The sequence below is a fragment of the Microbacterium sp. Marseille-Q6965 genome (assembly GCF_946151065.1).
Lineage (GTDB): Bacteria > Actinomycetota > Actinomycetes > Actinomycetales > Microbacteriaceae > Microbacterium.
The window spans coordinates 922,197-941,579 of the sequence record NZ_CAMGZA010000001.1 but is presented as its reverse complement, the minus strand read 5'-3'; the positions used below and the strand labels follow the sequence as shown (position 1 = coordinate 941,579).

Below are 19,383 nucleotides of genomic sequence, written 5' to 3'. Positions count from 1 at the left end.
CCGGCGCCGTCATCCGTTCTGGCCGAGCACCTCCGGGTAGCCGCGCCGGTCACCGAGCACGTGCTCGGCGAGGAACGCGAAGATCGTCTCGTACCAGACCTTCGCGTGCTGTGGGGTGAGGACCCAGTGGTTCTCGTTGGGGAAGTACAGGAATCGGTGGGGCATCTCACCCTCGGGCGTGGCGTGGTGCGCGTAGAGGTCGCTCCACAGCCGCAGGCCCTCGCCGATCGGTACGCGATAGTCCTTGTCGCCGTGGATGACGAGCAGCGGGGTGCGGATGTTCTCGACGTGGCGGTGCGGCGAGTTCTCGACGAGGCCCTCGGGGGTGAACGTCGAGCGCCAATAGGTGGGGACATCGGTCGTGCCGCTGAACTGGTCCAGCGCCCACAGGCTGGCGTGCGTGACGATCGCCCGGAAGCGGTCGGTGTGACCGGCGACCCAGTTCGCCATGTACCCGCCGAACGAGCCCCCCATGGCGGCCGTGCGGGCGTCGTCGATGTCGTCACGCGCCACGACGGCGTCGGTGATCGACATGAGGTCGGTGTACGGCTTGCCGCCCCACGCGTTCCATCCGCGCGCGATGAAGTCGAGGCCGTAGCCCGTGGACAGCGCCGGATCCGGCAGCAGCACGGCGTAGCCCTTGGCGACCATGAGCTGCGGCGTCCACCGCCAGCTCCAGGCGTTCCAGCTGTTCAGCGGTCCGCCGTGGATCCACAGCAGCAGCGGGGAGGGGCTCGTCGCGCCTGCCGGCCTCAGCAGCCAGCCCCGCACGCGGGCGCCGTCCTCCGCGGTCGTCTCGACCTCCTCCATCGTCGCGTTCGGCGCGGGCACCGGGGCGGGCGTCGGCAGCGGCACGACCGAACCGTCCGGTCCGATCCGTACGGGGTGCGGCGGCTCGATCCAGTTCGAGCGCAGCGCCGTCATCGTGCCGTCGTCCGCGATGTCCAGCGAGGAGTAGGCGTAGTCGTCGTGGGTGAGCTGCGCCGGGGCGGATCCGTCCAGCGGGATCCGGAACACCGGTCCGCGGCCGTCGTGATCGGCGGTCGCGATGAGGGCGGCGTCGTCGGCGGCGAAGCGGAACGACGAGGGCCAGCGGTCCCACTCGGCGGCGAGGCGAACGGGATCGGAACCGTCGATCGCGGCGACCCACAGCTCCGAATCCGACGGCCCCTGGGGCGTCGTGCGTGCCGAGCGGATATACGCCACGCGGGTGCCGTCGCGGCTCACGACGGGGCTCTCGTACTCGAAGCCCGGCTCCGAGAGGATCGTCGCGCGCTCGCCGGTGGCGACGTCGATCGCGACGAGATCGCTCGTGAAGGCGCGGTCCTCCACCCGTCGGACGGAGCTGACGAGCGTGCGACCGTCGGGGGTGATCGACTGCTCGGCGCTGTCGAGCGACCGGCCCGGCCTCGGCGTGAGGTCGCGCAGCGCGGGGCGCGCGTGCTCACCCGCGGCGACCGCGGCCGCGAGGTCGCCGTCGACCGCGAGCAGGTGCGGCTCGGCGGGGCCGAGGTCGTGATCCCACAGCCGCACCGGCAGCGTCTCGTGCAGGATCGCCTGCACCTTGAGGTCGGCGCGCCTCTTGCGCAGTTCGCCCTCGCCGTCGAGGGTCTCCGCGCCGGGCAGCAGACCGGCGGACACGATCACGGTGCCCGCCTCTCGCGCGATCGCCGCGATCTGCCCCACCCCGCCCGCGAGCGACGTGAGGGCGCGGGCCTCGCCGCCCTCGCGCGGCAGCAGCCACAGCTGCGGCTTGTCCTCGGGTGCGTCCTTGTCCTCGGCGTCCGGCCGTGCGGAGGTGAACAGCAGATCGCCCGTCGGCAGGAAGGCCGCGCCGGCCTCGCCCTTGGCCGAGCGCGTCAGACGCACCGGTCGACCCTCGCCGCGCACCGGGACGCGCCAGATCGCGCGCTCCCACGCCGTCTGGTCGGCGCTGAGCGTGGCGACGGTCGCCGCCGCCCAGGAGCCATCCGGTGACAGCGCGAGCGATTCGACGCGAGGGAGGGCGATGAACTGGTCGAGGTCGTCGTACGGCGAGGTCATGCACTCACGCTAACGGAGCGCGCGTCGCCGTCGTCACGCCCAGCCGCCGGCGCCGACCCGCGCAGCGCCGCCATGGCGTGATCCAGCGCGGCCCGCACGGCCTCCTCGGGTGCGGGGCGGATCAGCTCGAACGTCGGCTCCGCGCTGGCGCGCTGGGTCGGCGGAGGGGGCTTCCACAGGCCGACGACCTCGCCCTCGTGGAGGAGCAGGGAACGCACCATGCCGTTCGCCCCCGGACCCGCCGCGCGCATCACGTCGAACGAGGCGACGCGGGAGCGGTCGGCGTAGGCGATGTAGTACTCCTCGAACGTCGGCAGAGCGTGCGTCGCGGGGGCGCCGGCCGAACGGCGCGGAGGCGACGACGACACGAAGAACGTGTCGCCCCCGGCCTCGACCATGCCCAGGCGATGCGCGGCGGCGGCCGCCGCTCGGCGGGCGTCGGTCTTCGTGATGCCCGCCCACCACGCGAAGTCCTCGGCCGTGGCGGGGCCGTGGCCCTCGACGTAGCGGGCGAACATCTCCGCGAGCGGATCCTCTGGCGCATCGTGGTCGGTGATCCACTCGTCGATCAGCACGATTCGCTGCTCCCGCGGCTCCAGCCCGTCGCGCCGGATCGCGGGTCCCCAGCAGATCACGCCGCTCAGTGCGATGTGGAACAGCAGGTGATAGCCGCGCCCACCGGACGTGGGGATGCCCGCGGCGTCCCACAGCGCGAGCGCCTCGGCGCGACTCAGCGCGCCACCACCGCGCAGCGCGCCGACGAGGGCCTCGCGTGCCCTCGCGACGGTCGCGTCATCCAGGCCCAGCTGAGCGCGTCGTGTGGCGCTCTGCGCGAGGGTGCGCTCCGCGGTGACCGACAGCACCCAGCGCAGGTCCCGCGCCGGCACGGTGTGGAGCGTGCCACGCTGCGTCCAGGCCCGCACCAGCTCGCCGCGATCGTACGCGGCGTCGACCTGACCGGCGATGCCGCCGCGCGCCCGCAGCGCGAGCGCGAGCCGCCCGCCCCAGTAGTCCTGCGACTGGACGCACAGCAGGTGCCGGGCGGCCGCGCTCACGCTGCGTGCCGGGGCGGTCAGCCGGTGGTGCCGCAGCCGGAGGGCGCGCAGCCTCGCGAGGTCCATGCGCCCATCATGCCGTCGGGGCCCGACATCGCGGACGCCTTAGACGAGCAGCTGGTGCTTCGCGAGCTCGCGGTAGAGCGGCGTGGACTCGACGAGCTCGCTGTGCGTGCCCTGCCCCACGACGCGGCCGCGATCCAGCACGACGATCCGGTCGCTGTCGACGACCGTCGACAGGCGGTGCGCGATAACGAGGAGGGTGCGCCCCTCCGCCACGGCATCGATCGCCTCGCGCATGCGCTGCTCGTTGACGCCGTCGAGCGAGGAGGTCGACTCGTCCAGCAGCAGGATGGGCGGCGCGGCCAGCAGGGCGCGCGCGATGGCGAGGCGCTGACGCTCGCCGCCGGAGAGCATCACGCCGTCCTCGCCCACGGCGGTGTCGATGCCCGCGGGGGAGCGGTCGATGACGTCGCCCAGGTTCACCTGCCGCAGCACGCGCTCGCAATCCTCGTCGGTGGCATCGGGCGAGGCGAGCCGCAGGTTGTCGGCGATGGTCCCGGCAAGCGTGGGAGCGTCCTGCTCCACGTAGCCGAAGCGGCGGCGCAGCTCGGCGCGCGGCAGATCGCGGATGTCGATGCCGCCGATGCGGATCGTCCCCGCCGTGGCGTCGTAGAAGCGCTCGATGAGCGCGAGGATCGTCGACTTGCCGGCGCCCGACGGTCCGACGAGCGCGACGCGAGCGCCGACGGGCACCTCGAACGAGACGCCGCGCAGTACCTCGTTCGGCTCGCCCGGCGCGGTGATCGACTCGGTGTCGAGGTGCGCCTCGGCTGCCAGGCTCAACGCCTCCTTCTCGGCCTCCGCACGCGCGGCGACCGCCGCCTCGGGATAACGGAACCGGACGTCCTCGAACGCGATGGCCGGGGCGTCCGCGCACAACGAAGGAGATCCGGCCGTTGCCGTGTCGGTCTCGGCCCCGCCGGTGCGCGCAGCCGGGCGGTCTTCCTTCGTTGCGCCGCCGGCGGTTTGGTCGCCGTCGTCCTCCAGGGGCAGGTCGAGCACCTCCTGGATGCGCCCGAGCGCGCCCAGAGCCTGGCCCACCGACGTCATGGCGCCGAAGAACGAGGCCAGCGGCATCACCATGAGGAACAGGAACATGACGAAGGTGATCAGGCTCGCGATCGAGATCGCGCCCGACGCCACGCGGAACCCGCCGACGCCGAGCACGACGAGCATCGAGGCCTGCAGGGCGATGCTCGCCACCGGCACGACGAGGGCCGAGGCCTTGGCGACGCGCACGCCGGCACCGTATGCCGCCTCGGCCATGCGTGCCACCGACTCCTTCTCGCGTTCGGTCGCCCCCGCCGCCCGCACGGTGCGGATCGCCCCGATCGCGCGCTCCACCCCGGACGCGAGCTCGCCCACGCGTTCCTGCTGCTCGGCCGTGGCCGTTCGGATCCGCCCGCTGAGCGATACGACGAGGGCGACGGCGACCGCGAGCACGCCGACGATCGACAGCAGCAGGATCGGATCGATGAAGATCATTGCGACGAGCGCCCCGATGAACAGCAGGGCGTTGCCGACGCTGTCGGCCAGACCCTGCGTCAGCACGGCGTAGAGCATGGTGGTGTCGGTGCCCACGCGCGAGACGAGGTCGCCCGTGCGACGGGCGTCGAACTCGCTGATGGGCAGGTGCAGCAAACGGCCGATGAGGCGCCGGCGGCTGGAGTACACGATCGCGGTGCCCGTGCGCTGCAGCAGGTAGTGCTGATAGGCGCCGACCGCGGAGGCGATGACCACCAGCCCGACGAGCAGCCACACGATGCCGCCGAGCGCTTCGCCGACCTGCACCCGCTCGATCCCCTGGCCGATCAGCAGCGGCTGGACGAGCGTGAACACCGCCTCGATCACGCTGAGCACCGCCACCACCGCGAGCACGGCCTTGTGCTCGAAGAGGAAGGGCAGCAGCTGCCGGAAGGTCGCGCGGGGGCCCTCGTGGGGCGGGGCGCGGCGGTGGGAGTGGCGGGGTGCGTCGGTGCTCACGGCTCTACTTTCGTCCGAACTTCTTGTGAGCCGCCTGCTTGCTCACGCCGAGCGCCATCGCGATCGCCTCCCATGAGTACCCGAGCACGCGGGCGCGCCGCACGAGCGCCTCCTCCTCGCGACTGAGCTCGCGGCGGCGCTCGGCGAGCCGGCGAAGTGCGCTGAGGGGCTGCTCCGGCCCCTGTTCGGATGTGGCGGTGGCGACCATGCGTCAACAGTAGTTGACGGCGCGGCGGGTCGTCAATCCTGGTTGACGCCGTGGTGGTGTGGCGGCTCGACCGATCCGGTCGCCGGGGCGGGGAGTTCTGCCCATGTGCGCTGGCGGGAGGGGCGAACGCGCCCTGGTTGACTGGTGCACGGCGCTCATCCGCGCGACCTCAGGGGGAACCAATGAAGAAGTCTGCACCGTTCGCTGTCATCGCCCTCTCGGCGCTCGCTCTCACCGCCTGCAGCGGTGGCGGATCGGGCGCGACCGGTGGCCCCGAGGTGGGCACGGAGCCGCCTGTGTCGTTCAGCGCGGCGGAGTGGGCGCTGCCCGTCGAGCCGCAGGGCACGTGGCTGAACTCGATGGCCAACGACACCGTGCGGGTGGACTTCTACCAGCTCGGGATCGAGGCGGCGACGGAGGACTCGGCGTGGGCCGATACCGAGACCGACGAGCCGCTGTTCGTCGCGGGCGACGACGTCGTGCTGCTGCAGACGGTCATCACGAACGTGGGCGAGGAGGAGGTCGTGCTGCCCCACGGCCAGGGTGACGGTCTGTTCGACTTCGCGGAGAACGAGTACCTGCAGGTCAGCCCCGAGTCGTACCTGACGGGGCTGCTCGAGGAGTACGGGGTCCCGTCCGACTCGCGGGATTTCGACAGCCCGGCCGTGCAGGAGCAGACGGGCAACGACAACATGGCGCTCGCGGCGGGCGAGTCCGCCTCCTACGGAGAGGTGTACTGGTACGCCGGAGAGCAGGACTACACGATGGGCTTCAGCATCGACCGGGTGGTCGACGGCGAGGTGCCCGACTATGAGGACCACATCATCTCGGGGAACGTGCCGCTGCCCATCGAGCCCTGACGCGCGAGCAGAGCGCAGCGGCGTCGGGGAGCGCGACCGCCCCGTTGTGCGCCGCGTGCAGCGCCCGTAGCGTCGGCGACATGCAGACGCGTGAGGTGGATGTCGTCGTCGTCGGTGCGGGACCGGTCGGCGAGAACGTGGCGGACCGCACGACGCGCGGTGGCCTGGAGACGGTGATCGTCGAGGCCGAGCTCGTCGGAGGCGAGTGCTCGTACTGGGCGTGCATGCCCTCCAAGGCCCTGTTGCGCCCGGGGGCCGCCCTGCGCGCCGCCAGAGCCGTCGCGGGCGTGACCGGCGGCGAGCTGGAGCCGGCGGCGATCCTCGCGCGACGAGACGCGTTCGCGGCGCACTGGCACGACGACGGTCAGGTCGAGTGGCTGCGCTCGGCCGGCATTGAGCTGATCCGCGGACACGGCCGGATCGCGGGGGAGCGCGTCGTGCGGGTGACGGGCGAGGGCGGCGAGACGGAGCTACGGGCGCGACATGCGGTCGTCGTGGCGACCGGGTCGGACGCGCGCATCCCCGACACGCCCGGGCTGCACGAGGCGCGCCCGTGGACGAGCCGCCACGTCACCTCCGTACGCCAGCCGCCCGCCCGACTCGCGGTGATCGGCGGTGGCGTGGTCGCGGTCGAGGCGGCGACATTCCTCCACGACCTCGGCAGCGCGGTGACCGTGCTGTCGCGCGGGCCGCTGCTGCGCGGGATGGAGCCCTTCGCGGGTGAGGCGGTGCGCGACGCGCTGCGCGCGCGGGGTGTCGAGGTGCGCGAGGGGGCGTCGGTCGCGTCTGTCGAGCGCGCCACAGAGGTGCGCATCGCGCTCGAGGGCGGCGGGGTCGTGAGGGCCGACGAGGTGCTCGTGGCGACCGGGCGCGCACCGCGCACCGAGGATCTCGGGCTCGAGAGCATCGGGCTCGCGCAGGGCGCCCCGATCGACGTCGACGACACGCTGCGTTCGACGCGGGTGCCGTGGCTCTACGCGGCGGGCGACGCGAACGGGCGCGCGCTGCTGACCCACCAGGGCAAGTACCAGGCCAGAGCCGCCGGCGAGGCGATCGCCGCCCGTGCCCGGGGCGAGCGGATCGAGGGGGAGGGCTGGACCCGCCACGCGGCGCCCGCGGATTACGATGCCGTACCCCAGGTCGTCTTCACGGATCCGGAGGTGGCCTCGATCGGGATCACCGCGGCGCAGGCGCGCGAGCGGGGCCTGCCGCACCGCGTGATCGACTACGACCTCGGGAGCATCGCCGGTGCCGGGCTGGTCGCCGACGACTACGCGGGTCGGGTGCGCGCGATCGTCGACGAGGACCGCCACGTGCTGGTCGGTCTCACGCTGGTGGGCGCCGGCGTGGGGGAGATGCTCCACGCCGCGACGATCGCCGTCGTCGGCGAGGTGCCGCTGGAGCGCCTCTGGCACGCCGTGCCGTCGTACCCGACGGTGAGCGAGTTCTGGCTGCGCCTGCTGGAGGAGTACGGGCTGTGACACGCACGAGGGGCGGCCGCGCGGCGCTCGCCGGCGCGACCGCCCCTCGTGCGCTCAGCCGAGGGCGGCGCGGCGGGCGGCCTGCTCCACGGGGTCGGGCACGGGCAGCGAGGCGATGAGCCGACGCGTGTAATCGTTCCGCGGGTCGCCGAGCACCTGGGCCGTCGGGCCCTCCTCGGCGATCTCGCCGTGGTGCAGCACCGCGACGCGGTGGGCGAGCAGGTCGACCACCGCGAGGTCGTGCGTGATGAACAGCGCCGCGAAGCCGAAACGCTCCTGCAGCTCCTGGAAGAGCTCGAGCACGCGCGCCTGCACCGACACGTCCAGCGCCGACGTCGGCTCATCCGCGATGAGCAGCTGCGGGTTGAGCGCGAGCGCGCGCGCCAGGCTCGCCCGCTGGCGCTGGCCCCCCGAGAGCTCGTGGGGGAAGCGATCGCCGAACTCCTTGGGCAGCTGCACCGCCTCCAGCAGCTCGTCCACACGATCGCGGGCGTCCGCGGGGGAGGAGGCCTCGCGGTGCACCACGAGCGGCTCGGCGATCGCGTCGGCGATCGTGAGCATCGGGTTGAAGCTCGAGGCGGGGTCCTGGAACACGAAGCCGAGCTCGCGGCGCGAGCGACGGAAGTCCCGTTCCCGACGGCCGTTCATCTCCGTGCCGAGCACGCGCAGCGAGCCGCCGGTGACGGGGGCGAGGCCGGCCATGGCGCGGCCGATCGTCGTCTTGCCCGATCCCGACTCGCCCACGAGCCCGAGGACCTCTCCGGGACGGATCGTGAAGTCCACGCCCTTGACCGCTCGGAACGGCTTCTGGCCGAAGCGCCCCGGGTACTCGATCTCGAGCCCCTTCGCCTCCACGATCGGAGGTGCTTCGGGGTCGCCGAGGTAGGCCCGATCGGCGACCTCCAGACGCGGCACGGCCGCGAGCAGCCGCTGCGTGTACTCGTGCTGAGGCGTCGCGAACAGCTCCCGCACGGGAGCCGTCTCGACGATGTCTCCGCGGTACATCACGGCCACGCGATCGGCCAGGTCGGCCACCACGCCCATGTTGTGCGTGATGAGCACGATGGCGGTGCCGAACTCCGTGCGCGCGCGCCGCAGCAGGTCGAGGATCTCCGCCTGCACCGTCACGTCCAGCGCGGTCGTCGGCTCGTCGGCGATGATCACCGAGGGCCGCAGTGCGAGCGCCTGTGCGATGACGATGCGCTGCTTCTGGCCGCCCGAGAACTGGTGCGGGTAGTGATCCACGCGCGTCTCGGGATCGGGGATCCCCACGCGGCCGAGGATGTCGATCGCGCGCCGCCTGGCCTCCTTCTTCGAGACCTCACCGTGGGCGCGCAGGCCCTCGGCGATCTGCCACCCCACCGGATACACCGGGTTGAGCGCCGTCATCGGCTCCTGGAAGATCATGGCCGCGTCGGGTCCACGCAGGGCGCGCAGCTTGTCGGGAGCGAGGCCGACCACGTCGGTGCCGTTGAGGACCACCGCGCCGCCGAGGCGCGCCGTCTCCGGCAGCAGGCCCAGGATCGAGCGGGCCGTGACGGTCTTGCCCGATCCGGACTCGCCGACGATCGCCAGCACCTCGCCCGGGCTCACATCGAGCGAGATGCCCTTCACGGCCGGCACGTCGCCGGCGTCGGTGGCGAAGGTGATGGACAGGTCGCGGATCTCGACCGCGGGTGCGATGCCGGTCATTCGACCTCTCCGATCTCGTTGCGGGCGGCGGGAGTGGTGGCGGCGACGGCGTCGGCCGGGGTGGCCGCCGCCGCCCGGCGGCGGGTGCGCAGGCGGGGGTCCGCCAGGTCGTTGAGCGACTCGCCGACGAGCGTGATGCCCATCACGACGAGCACGATCGCGATGCCGGGGAACACGGCGGTCCACCAACGACCCGCGGTGACGTCCTCGATGGCGCGGTTGAGGTCGTAGCCCCACTCCGCGGCCGCGCTCGGCTCGATGCCGAAGCCGAGGAAGCCCAGACCGGCGAGGGTGAGGATGGCCTCCGACGCGTTCAGCGTGAACACCAGCGGCAGCGTGCGCGTGGCGTTGCGGAACACGTGGCGCGCCATCACGCGCCAGGTCGAGGCGCCCATCACCTGTGCGGCCTCGACGAAGGCCTCCGACTTGATGCGCACCGTCTCCGCGCGGATGACGCGGAAGTACTGCGGGATGAACACCACCGTGATCGAGATCGCGGTGGCGAAGATGCCGCCCCACAGATCGGAGCGGCCGCCCGAGATGATGATCGCGCTCACGATGGCCAGCAGCAGCGACGGGAAGGCGTACACGGCATCGGCGATCACGACGAGCACGCGGTCGACCCAGCCGCCGATGTAACCGGAGACGAGGCCGAGCAGCACGCCCAGCAGCATCGACATGAGCACCGAGATGACGATCACCAGCAGCGCGGTGCGCGCGCCCCACAGCACGCGCGAGAACACGTCGTAGCCGGCGATGGTGGTGCCCCAGATGTGCTCGGCACTGGGCGCCTGGCGCGGGGCGAAGGTCTCCCCGGCCGCGTCGCGCAGCTGGTTGAACTCATACGGCGCGATGAGCGGCGCGAAGATCGCCGTGAGCAGGAACACGCCGCAGATGACGAGTCCCGCCGTGAGCATGCCCCGCTGCAGTCCCACGGACTGTCGGAACTGGTGGACGATGGGCAGCCGCGTCCAAAGGGGCGGGCGGCGCCGGCTTGCGGTCTTCGGCACGTCAGTACCTCACCCTCGGATCGATGAACGCCGCGATGATGTCGACGATGAAGTTGGTCAGCGCCACGATCACGGCCAGCAGCGCCACGATGCCCTGCACGGCGACGTAGTCGCGCGCCTTGAGGTACTCGCTCAGCTGATAGCCCAGGCCCATCCATTCGAACGTGGTCTCGGTCAGCACCGCGCCGCCGAGCAGCATCGCGATCTGCAGGCCGATCACCGTGATGATCGGGATGAGGGCCGGCTTGTAGGCGTGCTTGCGCACGAGGCGGTACTCGCTGATGCCGCGCGAGCGGGCGGCGTCGACGTAGGGCATCGCCAGCGTGCCGATGACGTTGGTGCGCACGAGGCGCAGGAACACGCCCGCGGTGAGCAGGCCGAGTGCGACGCCCGGGAGGATCGCGTGCTGGAGCACATCGCCGATGATCGCCGGGTTGCCCGTGCGGATCGCGTCGATGGTGAAGATGCCGGTCGAGTTGTCGAGCCGGTTCAGCTGCAGCTCGATGCGGGGCGACGCGCGTCCCGACGAGGGCAGCACGCCCAGCCACACGGAGAAGACGAGCTTCAGGATCAGGCCCGCGAAGAAGACCGGCGTGGCGTAGCAGAGGATGGCGAACACGCGCAGCACGGCGTCGCCCCAGCGGTCCCGCAGGGCCGCGGCGAGCATGCCGAGGGGGATGCCGACGACGAACGCCACGATGAGCGCGTAGAACGCCAGCTCCAGCGTGGCGCCGCCGTAGCGCGCGAGCACGCCGACGACGGGCTGGCCGTCGAGGGTGGTGCCGAAGTCGCCCCGCAGGATCTGACCCAGGTACTCGAGGTACTGCACGATGAGCGGCCGGTTGTAGCCGGCGGCCTCGATGCGCTCCTCGAGCTGAGCGGGGGTGAGCTGCCCGCCGAGCGCGGCCGTGATCGGGTCGCCCGTCACGCGCATCATGAGGAACACGGTCGTGACGAGGATGAAGATCGTCGGGAAGATCAGCAGGAAGCGGATGAGGACGTAACGCCAGAGCGTCGCCCCGCCACGCGCGCCCTTGCGGGCGGCGGCGGGAACGGCCTCGGGCGGAGCCGTTGCGGTGTCTGCCACGGAGGAATCCTAGTCGTGAGGAAGGGGCGGTCCCGATTCGGGACCGCCCCCTCGTGAGAGTGGATCAGCGGGTGAGCGACGCCATGCGCAGCTTGAACGAGGCGTCGAGGACGATGCCCTCGACGTCCGAAGCGCTCACCGCGACCTGGGCGCCCTGCAGGTAGGGCACCGTCGAGAGGTCCTCGGCCACGAGCTGCTGGATCTGCTCGATGAGCGCCTCACGCTCGGCCTGGTCGGGCGTCGACGCCTGCTGCAGGATCAGGTCGTTGACCTCCTGGTCCTCGTAGTGGTTCACGAGGAAGTTCTCGATCAGGAAGAACGGCGTCAGGTAGTTGTCGGCGTCCGAGTAGTCCGGGAACCAACCCAGCTGGTACGCGGGGTAGACGTCGTTGACGCGGTCGTCCGAGTACTGCGTCCACTCGGTGCCGGCCAGCGTCACGTCGAACAGGCCGTCGGCCTCGAGCTGCTGCTCGATGAGCGCGTACTCGTCCGCCGAGCTCGGGCCGTAGTGGTCGGGGCTGTACTGCAGCGCCAGCGGCACGGGGGTCTCGACGCCGGCGTCGGCCAGGAGCTGGGCGGCCTTCTCGGCCGAGGGGCCGCCCTCACCGTCGCCGTACAGCTCCTTCAGCGGCTCGATCGCGCCCGCGAAGCCCTGCGGAACGTGCGAGTAGAGCGGGGTGTAGGTGCCGTCGTACACGTCCTCGCTGAGCGCCTCGCGGTCGATCAGCGACGCGACCGCCTGGCGCACGGCCAGCGCCTTGGCCGGGTCGGCCTCGTCCGTGGTGGCGCCGTAGGGCTGCGTGTTGAAGTTGAAGACGATGTAGCGGATCTCGCCACCGGGGCCCTCGTGCACCGTGAGGTTCTCGTCGCCCGAGAGGTCGGCGACGTCGCTGGCCGACAGGCTGCGGTAGGCCACGTCGACCTCGCCCTCCTGCACGGCGAGCTTCAGGTTCGACGACTCGGCGTAGTAGTTGATGATGACGCCCTCGTTCGCGGCGGCGTCGTGCAGGCCCTGGTAGTTCTCGTTCGGGGTCAGCTCGACGAGCTCGTTGAACGTGTAGTCGGTGATCGAGTACGGGCCGCCGAAGGCGTTCGCCTCGACGATGTACTCGTCCGGGGTGACCGCGTCGGCCGCGAACGTCTCCTCGTCGACGATCGCGCCGGGGAACGAGGTGAGGACCATGGGGAAGGTCTGGTCGTTCTCGCTCTTGAGGTGGAACACCACGGTGGTCTCGTCCGGCGCCTCGACCGAGTCGAGGTTGAACAGCAGCGACGAGGGGCCGTTCGGGTCGGCAATGGCGAGCTGGCGGTCGAACGTGAACTTGACGTCGCTCGACGTGAGGTCGTTGCCGTTGGCCCACTTCAGGCCCTCGGGCAGCGTCACCGTGTACTCGGTGGGGCCCGTGAACTCGGCCGTCTCGGCGAGGTCGGGCACGACCTCGGTGCTGTTCTCGGCCGTGTTGACGAGGTACGGGAACACCTGCGTCTGCAGCGTGAGCGAGCCGTTGTCGTACGAGCCGGCGGGGTCGAGGTGCGTGACGGCGTCGGTGGTGCCGACGAGGATCACGTTGTCGCCCGCGGCGTCGCCGCCGTCGGTCGAACCGCCGGCGCAGCCCGCGAGGGCGAGCACGGCCACGGTCGGGAGGGCGACGGCCACGGCGCGCGAGCGCGCCTTGTGGGGGAGTGTCATGCGGTGTCCGCTTTCTGATCAGGACGGCTGTGTCTTGGTGCCCGCACCGGGTTGCGGGCGCACGCGTCGCGGGAACGGCACGTGTGTGAGCGATCTTCGCACATGCCGCGACGGGTGTGTGCGTCGGTGCACGATTCGACACATGGCCGAAACGTTGCGTGACGCGCGCGAGGGCGCAGCGCCGCCCGGTCGAGACGACGGAGCGCCCTCGGCGGTGCCGGGGGCGCTCCGTCGTCGGAGGTGAATCAGAGCATCGCGGCTTCCTTGGCCGCGAACTCCGCGCCCTCGTCGCCCTCGTCGGTTACCCCGTCGTCGTCGATGTCGATGTCCTTGGTCTCCTTGCCGAGGATGAGCGCGATGAGCGTCAGGGCACCGGAGGCCGACAGGTACACGCCCACGAGCCAGGGGTTGCCGTCGCCGAGCTCCCACAGCCACAGCGCGACGATCGGCGCGAGCGCGGCGCCCAGGATCGATGACACGTTGTACGCCACGGCGGAGCCGGTGTAGCGCACGTTGGTCGGGAACAGCTCGGGCAGCAGCGCGCCCATCGGCCCGAACGTCATGCCCATGAGCAGGAAGCCGAAGATCAGGAACGACTGCGTGAGCGCACCCGTGAACTGCGTGTCGCCCTGCGGCAGCAGGAACAGCGGGAACAGCAGGCCGAGCACGATGATGAACGACGTCACCCAGATGAGCAGCTTGCGGCGGCCGATCGCGTCGGCCAGCGGGCCCGAGGCGAGCGTGCAGATGCCGAAGAAGATGACGCCGATGATCTGCATCAGCACGAAATGCACGTACGTGAAGCCGAGGCCGGGCACGAACGTGTCGGGGTCGACGCCCTCCGGGGCGACCTGCGCGCGCGTGCCGTACGTGAGCGTGAAGTTCGTCATCAGGTAGAACAGCACGTACGTCGCGAGCATGAAGAACGTGCCCAGGATCAGGTGCCACCAGTGCTTGCGGAACACGTAGCCGATCGGGGCCTTCTTGATCTGGCCCTTCGCCTCGGCCTTCTTGAACGCGTCGGACTCGACGAGCTTCAGCCGCACCCACAGGCCGATGATGACCATCACGGCCGAGAAGAGGAACGGGATGCGCCAACCCCAGCTGAGGAACGCCTCGCTGGCCGCGCCGGCCTCACCGGGCAGCGCGAAGTTGATGACGAGGAACAGCGAGTTGGCGATGATGAAGCCGATCGGGGCGCCGAGCTGCGGGAAGGTGCCGAACAGCGCGCGGCGTCCCTTCGGGGCGTTCTCGGTGGCCACGAGGGCGGCGCCGGACCATTCGCCGCCGAGCGCGAAGCCCTGCGCGAGCCGGCAGAGCAGCAGCAGCATGGCGGCCCAGACGCCGATCTCGTTGTGGGTGGGCAGGCAGCCGATGAGGAAGGTGGCGATACCCATCGTCAGCAGGGAGGCGACGAGGGTGCCCTTGCGGCCGATGCGGTCGCCGAAGTGGCCGAAGACCACCGCGCCGACCGGACGGGCGATCATGGCGGCGCCGAACGTCGCGAACGAGGCGAGGAGCGCCGCGGTCTCGTTGTCGCTGGGGAAGAAGAGGATCGGGAACACGAGCACGGCCGCCGTGGCGTACGCGTAGAAGTCGTAGAACTCGATCGTGGTGCCGACGAGGCTCGCCGTGATCACGCGACCGCGTGAGTTCGCCGGCTTCGGCTCGGTGGATGCTGTGGACGTCATGATGCCTTCTGAAACAGAGCGAGGTGAAGCCGAGGGGCCTGCCCGGGTGTGCCGCGCCTCGTGCTCGGGGGTGCCGGACGCGGCGCGCCGCGGGGTGATGCGGCTTTCGCGTTCCGGTCGACGCCCCGCGCGGTGAGCGGGACGCAAAGGACCATCCTATCCCTCCGGTTGAGCAATCTGCGCACCGTCGCGCGCGGGGCCGGCCCGCACGTGAGGCGGATCGGGGCGCAGAACGCCCCCGCCGATCAGATTGACCAGCGGGGGCGTGCGAGCGGGGTGATTGCTTCATCGGCGTGGTGCGACGCGGCGCACCGCGCCCGTCATCGCCAGATCAGTGCGAGTCCGGCGTTGAGCAGGGTGAGCGCGCCGATGAGCCAGAACACTGCAGACGGCAGCGGGTTTCCCTTGCGCGCGCGGCTCGTGCTGATGCCCACGAGCGCGCCGATGACGATCAGCACCACGAGCTTGATGCCGATCTTCACGTAGTTGAGGTCGTGGTCGAGCCCCCACGGCGCCGCCAGCGCGAGCCCCGCGACGCCCGCGACGAGCACGCCGAGGTCCATGAGCCGCGTCGCCTGATACCGCCGCGACGCCGCCTCGACGACCCATGCGCCGAAGAGGATGGCGAAGCCGGTGAGATGGACGAGCAGGACGACGTTCCGCAGGATCTCCATGACTTCTACCTTATGTAGAGAACGTCGTCGGGCCGTGCACGACGCGCGCGTGCCACGGGGCGCGCGGGGGACGCTCAGCCGCGCAGCGCGCGGAGGGTGAGGGCGGTACGCAGCGCCGCGTCGGCGGCCTCGGCGCCCTTGTCCTCCTGGGAGCCGGCCAGGCCGGCGCGATCCAGGCCCTGCTGCTCGTCGTCCAGCGTCAGCACGCCGAAGCCCACCGGCTTGCCCGTGTCGAGCGCCACCCGGGTGAGGCCGTCGGTGGCCGCGGACGAGACGAACTCGAAGTGCGGCGTGCCGCCCCGGATGATCACCCCGAGCGCCACGACCGCATCGGCGCCGGCCTCAAGCGCCGCCTTCGCGACGACGGGCAGCTCGAACGAGCCGGCCACGCGCACGAGACGATGGTTCGCCCCGGCCGCCTCGAGCGTGCGCCGTGCACCCGCAATCAGGCCGTCCGTGATCTGCTCGTGCCAGGTGCCCGCGACGATGACGACCTCCAGGCCCTCGCCGTCGATCCGATCGCGCTCGGGCGCGCCCTTTCCGCTCACTTCGCCTCTCCCGTCTGCACGGTGTTCTCGTGCGCTCGTGCGGTGTCCTCGTCCGCCTGCATCTGCGCGATCGCCTCGGCCAGCTCGGTCTCGCCGATGATGTGGCCCATACGGTCGCGCTTGGTCTCCAGGTACTGGTGATTGTTGGGGCCGACGCCCACGATGAGGGGCACCTGCTCCGCCACGTCGAGGCCGAAGCCGCGCAGCTGGCGCACCTTGTCGGTGTTGTTGGTCAGCAGCCGGATGCGCGAGACGCCGAGGTCGGCGAGGATGCCCGCCGCGGCGGCGTAGTCGCGCGCGTCCGCGGGCAGGCCGAGAGCCGTGTTCGCGTCGACCGTGTCGAGCCCCTCCTCCTGCAGCGCGTATGCACGCAGCTTGTTGATGAGCCCGATGCCGCGGCCCTCGTGCCCGCGCATGTAGATCACCACGCCGCCCTCGCGATCGATCGCGTCCAGCGCCGCCTCGAGCTGCGGCCCGCACTCGCACTTGAGCGAGCCGAAGGCCTCACCCGTGAGGCACTCCGAGTGCACGCGGACGAGCGGGGCGGGGTTCGCCGACAGGTCGCCCGAGACGACGGCCATGTGGTCCGTGCCCGTGATCCGATCCTTGTAGGCCAGGAACCGGAACGTTCCGTGCGATGTCGGCACCAGCGCGTCGGCACGCAGGCTGACCGCGCGCCGCGCGGGCGCCTCGTCACGGTCGCGCGGGTCGACCTCGTCGAGGTGCGCGACGAGCTGCTCGATCGTGATGACGGGCACGTTCTCGCGTGCGCCCATGTCGATCAGGCCCGGAAGGCGCATCATGCTGCCGTCCTCGGCCACGACCTCGGCGATCACCCCGACGGGCTGCAGGCCCGCCAGCCGCATGAGGTCGACGGCGGCCTCGGTGTGGCCTCCGCGCTGCCGCACGCCGCCCGGCACGGCCCGCAGCGGAAGGATGTGACCGGGGCGGATCACATCGGCCGGGCCGGCGTCGGGGTCGGCGAGCACCGTGAGCGTGCGGGCGCGGTCGGCCGCGCTGATGCCGGTCGTGACCCCCGAAGCGGCGTCCACGCTCACCGTGTACGCGGTGCCGCGCGCGTCCTCGTTGTTGGTCACCATGGGCGGCAGGTCGAGGCGGTCGGCCCAGTCCTGCGGCATCGGCGCGCACAGGTACCCCGACGTGTACCGCACGGTCCATGCGATCCACTCGGGCGTGGCCAGCTGCGCCGACAGGATGACGTCGCCCTCGTTCTCGCGGTCGGCGTCGTCCGCGACGATCACGGGGCGGCCGGCGCGGAGCGCGTCGAGCGCCTCCTCGATCGTCGACAGGGGCAGGGGGTCGGTCAGGCTCATCGGGAGCCTCCTTCGAAGGGTGCGGAGAGGATCGTGTAGTCGGCGGGCGGCACGTCGGTCGTGCTGAAGGCGCTGTCGGGTCGGCGGCGCGTCGGGTCGGGCTCCGGTGCCGGCACCGGCGCGGCGCGGAACGCCAGCAGGCGCTGCACGTGACGCGCGAGGATGTCGGTCTCGAGGTTCACGTGCTGTCCGGGCGCGAGCGCTCCCAGCGTCGTTGCCTGCAGCGTCTCGGGGATGAGCGACACCTCGAACCAGGGGGTGGGGGAGCCCGCCGGGCTGACGGCGCTCACGGTGAGCGACGTGCCGTCGACGGCGATGGAGCCCTTGTCGACCACGAGCGGCGCGAGATGCGCGGGCAAGCCGATCCGGATCACGCGCCACTGGGCGCCCGGACGCACCTCGGCCACGGTGCCGGTGCCGTCGATGTGGCCCTGCACGATGTGGCCGCCGAGGCGACCGCCCGCGGCCGTGGCGCGCTCGATGTTGACGCGGGCGCCCGGGGCGAGCAGCCCCAGGGTGGACATGTCGAGGGTCTGCCGCATCACGTCGGCGGTGAAGCCGCGGGCGTCCCACGCCACGACCGTGAGGCACACGCCGCTGACGGCGATCGAGTCGCCGTGCTGCACCCCGTCGATCGCTTTCGGCGCGATCACGCTCAGGCGCACGCCGTCCCCCGACGGCTCCACGGCGGCGACCTGGCCGATCTCCTCGATGATCCCGGTGAACATCAGCTGTCTCCCTCGTGCAGGCGGGCTTCGAACAGGACGTCGGCGCCGAGCGGCACCATGCTCTCGACGACGAGCCGGCGGGCGGCGCCGATGGTCTCCACGCCGATGTCGTCGAGCGCCGTGCGCGGCCCGCCCAGCAGGACCGGGGCGACGTAGGCGAGCACCCGGTCGGCCAGGCCCGCGCGGAGGAAGGCGCTGGCGAGCGTCGGACCACCCTCGACGAAGACGCGGTGCAGCCCCCGTTCGCGCAGATCGGCGAGCACGGCCGCGAGGTCGCGCGTGGCGTAGGCCAGCGGCTCGCCCGTCTCGGCGACGGCGGGATGGGAACGCACGGCGGCGTGGGGCGGAACGGGGCGCGTGCCGATCACGACGGGTACCGGCTGTGCCGGCGCGAGCGCGCCGTCGAGGCGCGCGGTGAGCTGCGGGTCGTCGGCGAGCAGGGTGCCGGTGCCGATGACGATCGCATCGGCCTCCGCCCGGCGGCGGTGCACGTCGGCGCGGGCCTCGCCGCCCGTGATCCACTGGCTCGTCCCGTCGGCGGCCGCGGCGCGGCCGTCCAGGCTCTGCGCCCACTTCACCGTGACGTGTGGACGCCCGAGGCGCGTTGCGGTGATCCAGGGGCCCACCAGGGCGTCGCCCTCCTCCGCCATGAGGCCACCCTCGGCATCGACACCGGCATCGCGCAGGCGCCGGGCACCGCCGCCCGAGATCACTCCGGGGTCGGTCACGGCGTAGACGACGCGCGCGACGCCCGCGGCGATGAGCGCCTCGGCGCACGGCCCCGTGCGGCCCGTGTGGTTACAGGGTTCCAGGGTCACCACGGCGGTGGCCCCGCGCGCGCCGCCCTCGGGCAGGTGCGAAAGCGCGTCGACCTCGGCGTGGGCGGTGCCGGCGCCGCGGTGCCAGCCTTCCGCGAGGACGTCGCCGTGGGGGGAGAGGATGACGGCGCCGACCTGCGGGTTCCGGCTGCGCGGACCGCGGGCGGCCAGCTCGAGCGCGCGCGCCATCGCGCGGCGCTCCGCGTCGCTGAATGCCATCCGTTCCTCCGGTTCTGGGCGCCCGGGGTCGTCGAACGGCGTCGCGCGGCTGCGCCGCGCGGTCGCCGCGTGCTTCCTCTCATCCGGACTCGCAGGCCCTGCCTGCATCACCGTCGGTCCCGGAATTCCACCGGATCGGCCTCGGGATCGCTCCCTCGGTTCGCGGACTGTCACCGCCGGTTCGGATTCTCACCGACCC

Annotated in this window: 16 protein-coding genes; 2 read left to right on the top strand and 14 right to left on the bottom strand. The window is 71.8% G+C overall.

Annotation, left to right across the window (positions count from 1 at the left end):
• Nucleotides 1-9: 9 nt before the first annotated feature.
• Genes N8N77_RS04540 through N8N77_RS04525 form a run of 4 tightly spaced genes read right to left on the bottom strand, consistent with a single transcriptional unit; the run spans nucleotide 10 to nucleotide 5,352 of the window.
• Entirely contained in the window at nucleotides 10-2,043 is a 2,034-nt protein-coding gene (locus N8N77_RS04540; RefSeq protein ID WP_261164987.1) for an alpha/beta fold hydrolase, read from the bottom strand.
• Complete coding sequence (locus N8N77_RS04535) at nucleotides 2,040-3,164, bottom strand: winged helix DNA-binding domain-containing protein (protein ID WP_261164985.1); 1,125 nt, start codon at nucleotides 3,162-3,164, stop codon at nucleotides 2,040-2,042. Before N8N77_RS04535 ends, N8N77_RS04540 begins: the two co-directional genes overlap by 4 nt.
• A gap of 39 nt (nucleotides 3,165-3,203) precedes the next feature.
• Nucleotides 3,204-5,144: an ABC transporter ATP-binding protein gene (locus tag N8N77_RS04530; RefSeq protein WP_261164984.1), complete on the bottom strand. Its 1,941-nt coding sequence runs from the start codon at nucleotides 5,142-5,144 to the stop codon at nucleotides 3,204-3,206.
• Between the two features lie 4 nt (nucleotides 5,145-5,148).
• Nucleotides 5,149-5,352, bottom strand: a complete 204-nt coding sequence (locus N8N77_RS04525) for an AsnC family protein (RefSeq protein WP_261164982.1) — start codon at nucleotides 5,350-5,352, stop codon at nucleotides 5,149-5,151.
• 182 nt (nucleotides 5,353-5,534) lie between these two features.
• Between N8N77_RS04525 and N8N77_RS04520 the strand changes: the two genes are divergently transcribed.
• The gene (locus N8N77_RS04520) at nucleotides 5,535-6,212 is read left to right on the top strand and encodes a hypothetical protein (protein WP_261164981.1); all 678 of its coding nucleotides are present in this window, start codon (nucleotides 5,535-5,537) and stop codon (nucleotides 6,210-6,212) included.
• Between the two features lie 80 nt (nucleotides 6,213-6,292).
• Complete coding sequence (locus N8N77_RS04515; RefSeq protein ID WP_261164979.1) at nucleotides 6,293-7,693, top strand: NAD(P)/FAD-dependent oxidoreductase; 1,401 nt, start codon at nucleotides 6,293-6,295, stop codon at nucleotides 7,691-7,693.
• A gap of 54 nt (nucleotides 7,694-7,747) precedes the next feature.
• Here the strand turns inward: N8N77_RS04515 and N8N77_RS04510 are convergent, their stop codons facing one another.
• From N8N77_RS04510 to ribD, 10 genes are all read right to left on the bottom strand, one after another.
• Nucleotides 7,748-9,385, bottom strand: coding sequence for an ABC transporter ATP-binding protein (locus tag N8N77_RS04510; protein WP_261164977.1), 1,638 nt, complete (start codon nucleotides 9,383-9,385; stop codon nucleotides 7,748-7,750).
• Nucleotides 9,382-10,395, bottom strand: coding sequence for an ABC transporter permease (locus N8N77_RS04505; RefSeq protein ID WP_261164975.1), 1,014 nt, complete (start codon nucleotides 10,393-10,395; stop codon nucleotides 9,382-9,384). The genes N8N77_RS04510 and N8N77_RS04505 overlap by 4 nt, the downstream gene beginning before the upstream one ends.
• Nucleotide 10,396: 1 nt before the next feature.
• Nucleotides 10,397-11,482 (bottom strand): ABC transporter permease, encoded by a 1,086-nt coding sequence (locus tag N8N77_RS04500; protein ID WP_261164973.1) that lies wholly within the window; start codon nucleotides 11,480-11,482, stop codon nucleotides 10,397-10,399.
• 64 nt (nucleotides 11,483-11,546) lie between these two features.
• Entirely contained in the window at nucleotides 11,547-13,172 is a 1,626-nt protein-coding gene (locus tag N8N77_RS04495; protein WP_261164972.1) for an ABC transporter substrate-binding protein, read from the bottom strand.
• Between the two features lie 245 nt (nucleotides 13,173-13,417).
• A complete protein-coding gene (locus tag N8N77_RS04490) occupies nucleotides 13,418-14,863 on the bottom strand; it encodes an MFS transporter (RefSeq protein ID WP_261164970.1) in 1,446 nt (481 codons plus the stop codon).
• A 320-nt stretch (nucleotides 14,864-15,183) separates the two neighbouring features.
• Complete coding sequence (locus tag N8N77_RS04485) at nucleotides 15,184-15,537, bottom strand: Fe-S protein (protein ID WP_261164968.1); 354 nt, start codon at nucleotides 15,535-15,537, stop codon at nucleotides 15,184-15,186.
• Nucleotides 15,538-15,611: 74 nt separating this feature from the next.
• On the bottom strand, nucleotides 15,612-16,085 hold the full coding sequence (ribH, locus tag N8N77_RS04480) for a 6,7-dimethyl-8-ribityllumazine synthase (RefSeq protein ID WP_261164966.1): 474 nt from the start codon (nucleotides 16,083-16,085) through the stop codon (nucleotides 15,612-15,614).
• Nucleotides 16,082-17,401 carry a GTP cyclohydrolase II gene (gene ribA, locus N8N77_RS04475; RefSeq protein WP_314732516.1) on the bottom strand — a complete coding sequence of 440 codons (1,320 nt, stop codon included), beginning with the start codon at nucleotides 17,399-17,401 and terminating at the stop codon, nucleotides 16,082-16,084. The genes ribH and ribA overlap by 4 nt, the downstream gene beginning before the upstream one ends.
• Nucleotides 17,402-17,415: 14 nt before the next feature.
• A complete protein-coding gene (locus N8N77_RS04470) occupies nucleotides 17,416-18,147 on the bottom strand; it encodes a riboflavin synthase (RefSeq protein WP_261164962.1) in 732 nt (243 codons plus the stop codon).
• Entirely contained in the window at nucleotides 18,147-19,184 is a 1,038-nt protein-coding gene (gene ribD, locus N8N77_RS04465) for a bifunctional diaminohydroxyphosphoribosylaminopyrimidine deaminase/5-amino-6-(5-phosphoribosylamino)uracil reductase RibD (protein WP_261164961.1), read from the bottom strand. Before ribD ends, N8N77_RS04470 begins: the two co-directional genes overlap by 1 nt.
• Between the last annotated feature and the right edge of the window lie 199 nt (nucleotides 19,185-19,383).

Bases quoted from the DNA above. Each gene is read 5' to 3' on its own strand.
- N8N77_RS04535 (WP_261164985.1), bottom strand. From the start codon at position 3,164: ATGGACCTCGCGAGGCTGCGCGCCCTCCGGCTGCGGCACCACCGGCTG.
- ribD (WP_261164961.1), bottom strand. From the start codon at position 19,184: ATGGCATTCAGCGACGCGGAGCGCCGCGCGATGGCGCGCGCGCTCGAG.
- N8N77_RS04485 (WP_261164968.1), bottom strand. From the start codon at position 15,537: ATGGAGATCCTGCGGAACGTCGTCCTGCTCGTCCATCTCACCGGCTTC.
- N8N77_RS04510 (WP_261164977.1), bottom strand. From the start codon at position 9,385: ATGACCGGCATCGCACCCGCGGTCGAGATCCGCGACCTGTCCATCACC.
- N8N77_RS04515 (WP_261164979.1), top strand. From the start codon at position 6,293: ATGCAGACGCGTGAGGTGGATGTCGTCGTCGTCGGTGCGGGACCGGTC.
- N8N77_RS04470 (WP_261164962.1), bottom strand. From the start codon at position 18,147: ATGTTCACCGGGATCATCGAGGAGATCGGCCAGGTCGCCGCCGTGGAG.
- N8N77_RS04540 (WP_261164987.1), bottom strand. From the start codon at position 2,043: ATGACCTCGCCGTACGACGACCTCGACCAGTTCATCGCCCTCCCTCGC.
- N8N77_RS04490 (WP_261164970.1), bottom strand. From the start codon at position 14,863: ATGACGTCCACAGCATCCACCGAGCCGAAGCCGGCGAACTCACGCGGT.
- N8N77_RS04495 (WP_261164972.1), bottom strand. From the start codon at position 13,172: ATGACACTCCCCCACAAGGCGCGCTCGCGCGCCGTGGCCGTCGCCCTC.
- N8N77_RS04520 (WP_261164981.1), top strand. From the start codon at position 5,535: ATGAAGAAGTCTGCACCGTTCGCTGTCATCGCCCTCTCGGCGCTCGCT.
- N8N77_RS04525 (WP_261164982.1), bottom strand. From the start codon at position 5,352: ATGGTCGCCACCGCCACATCCGAACAGGGGCCGGAGCAGCCCCTCAGC.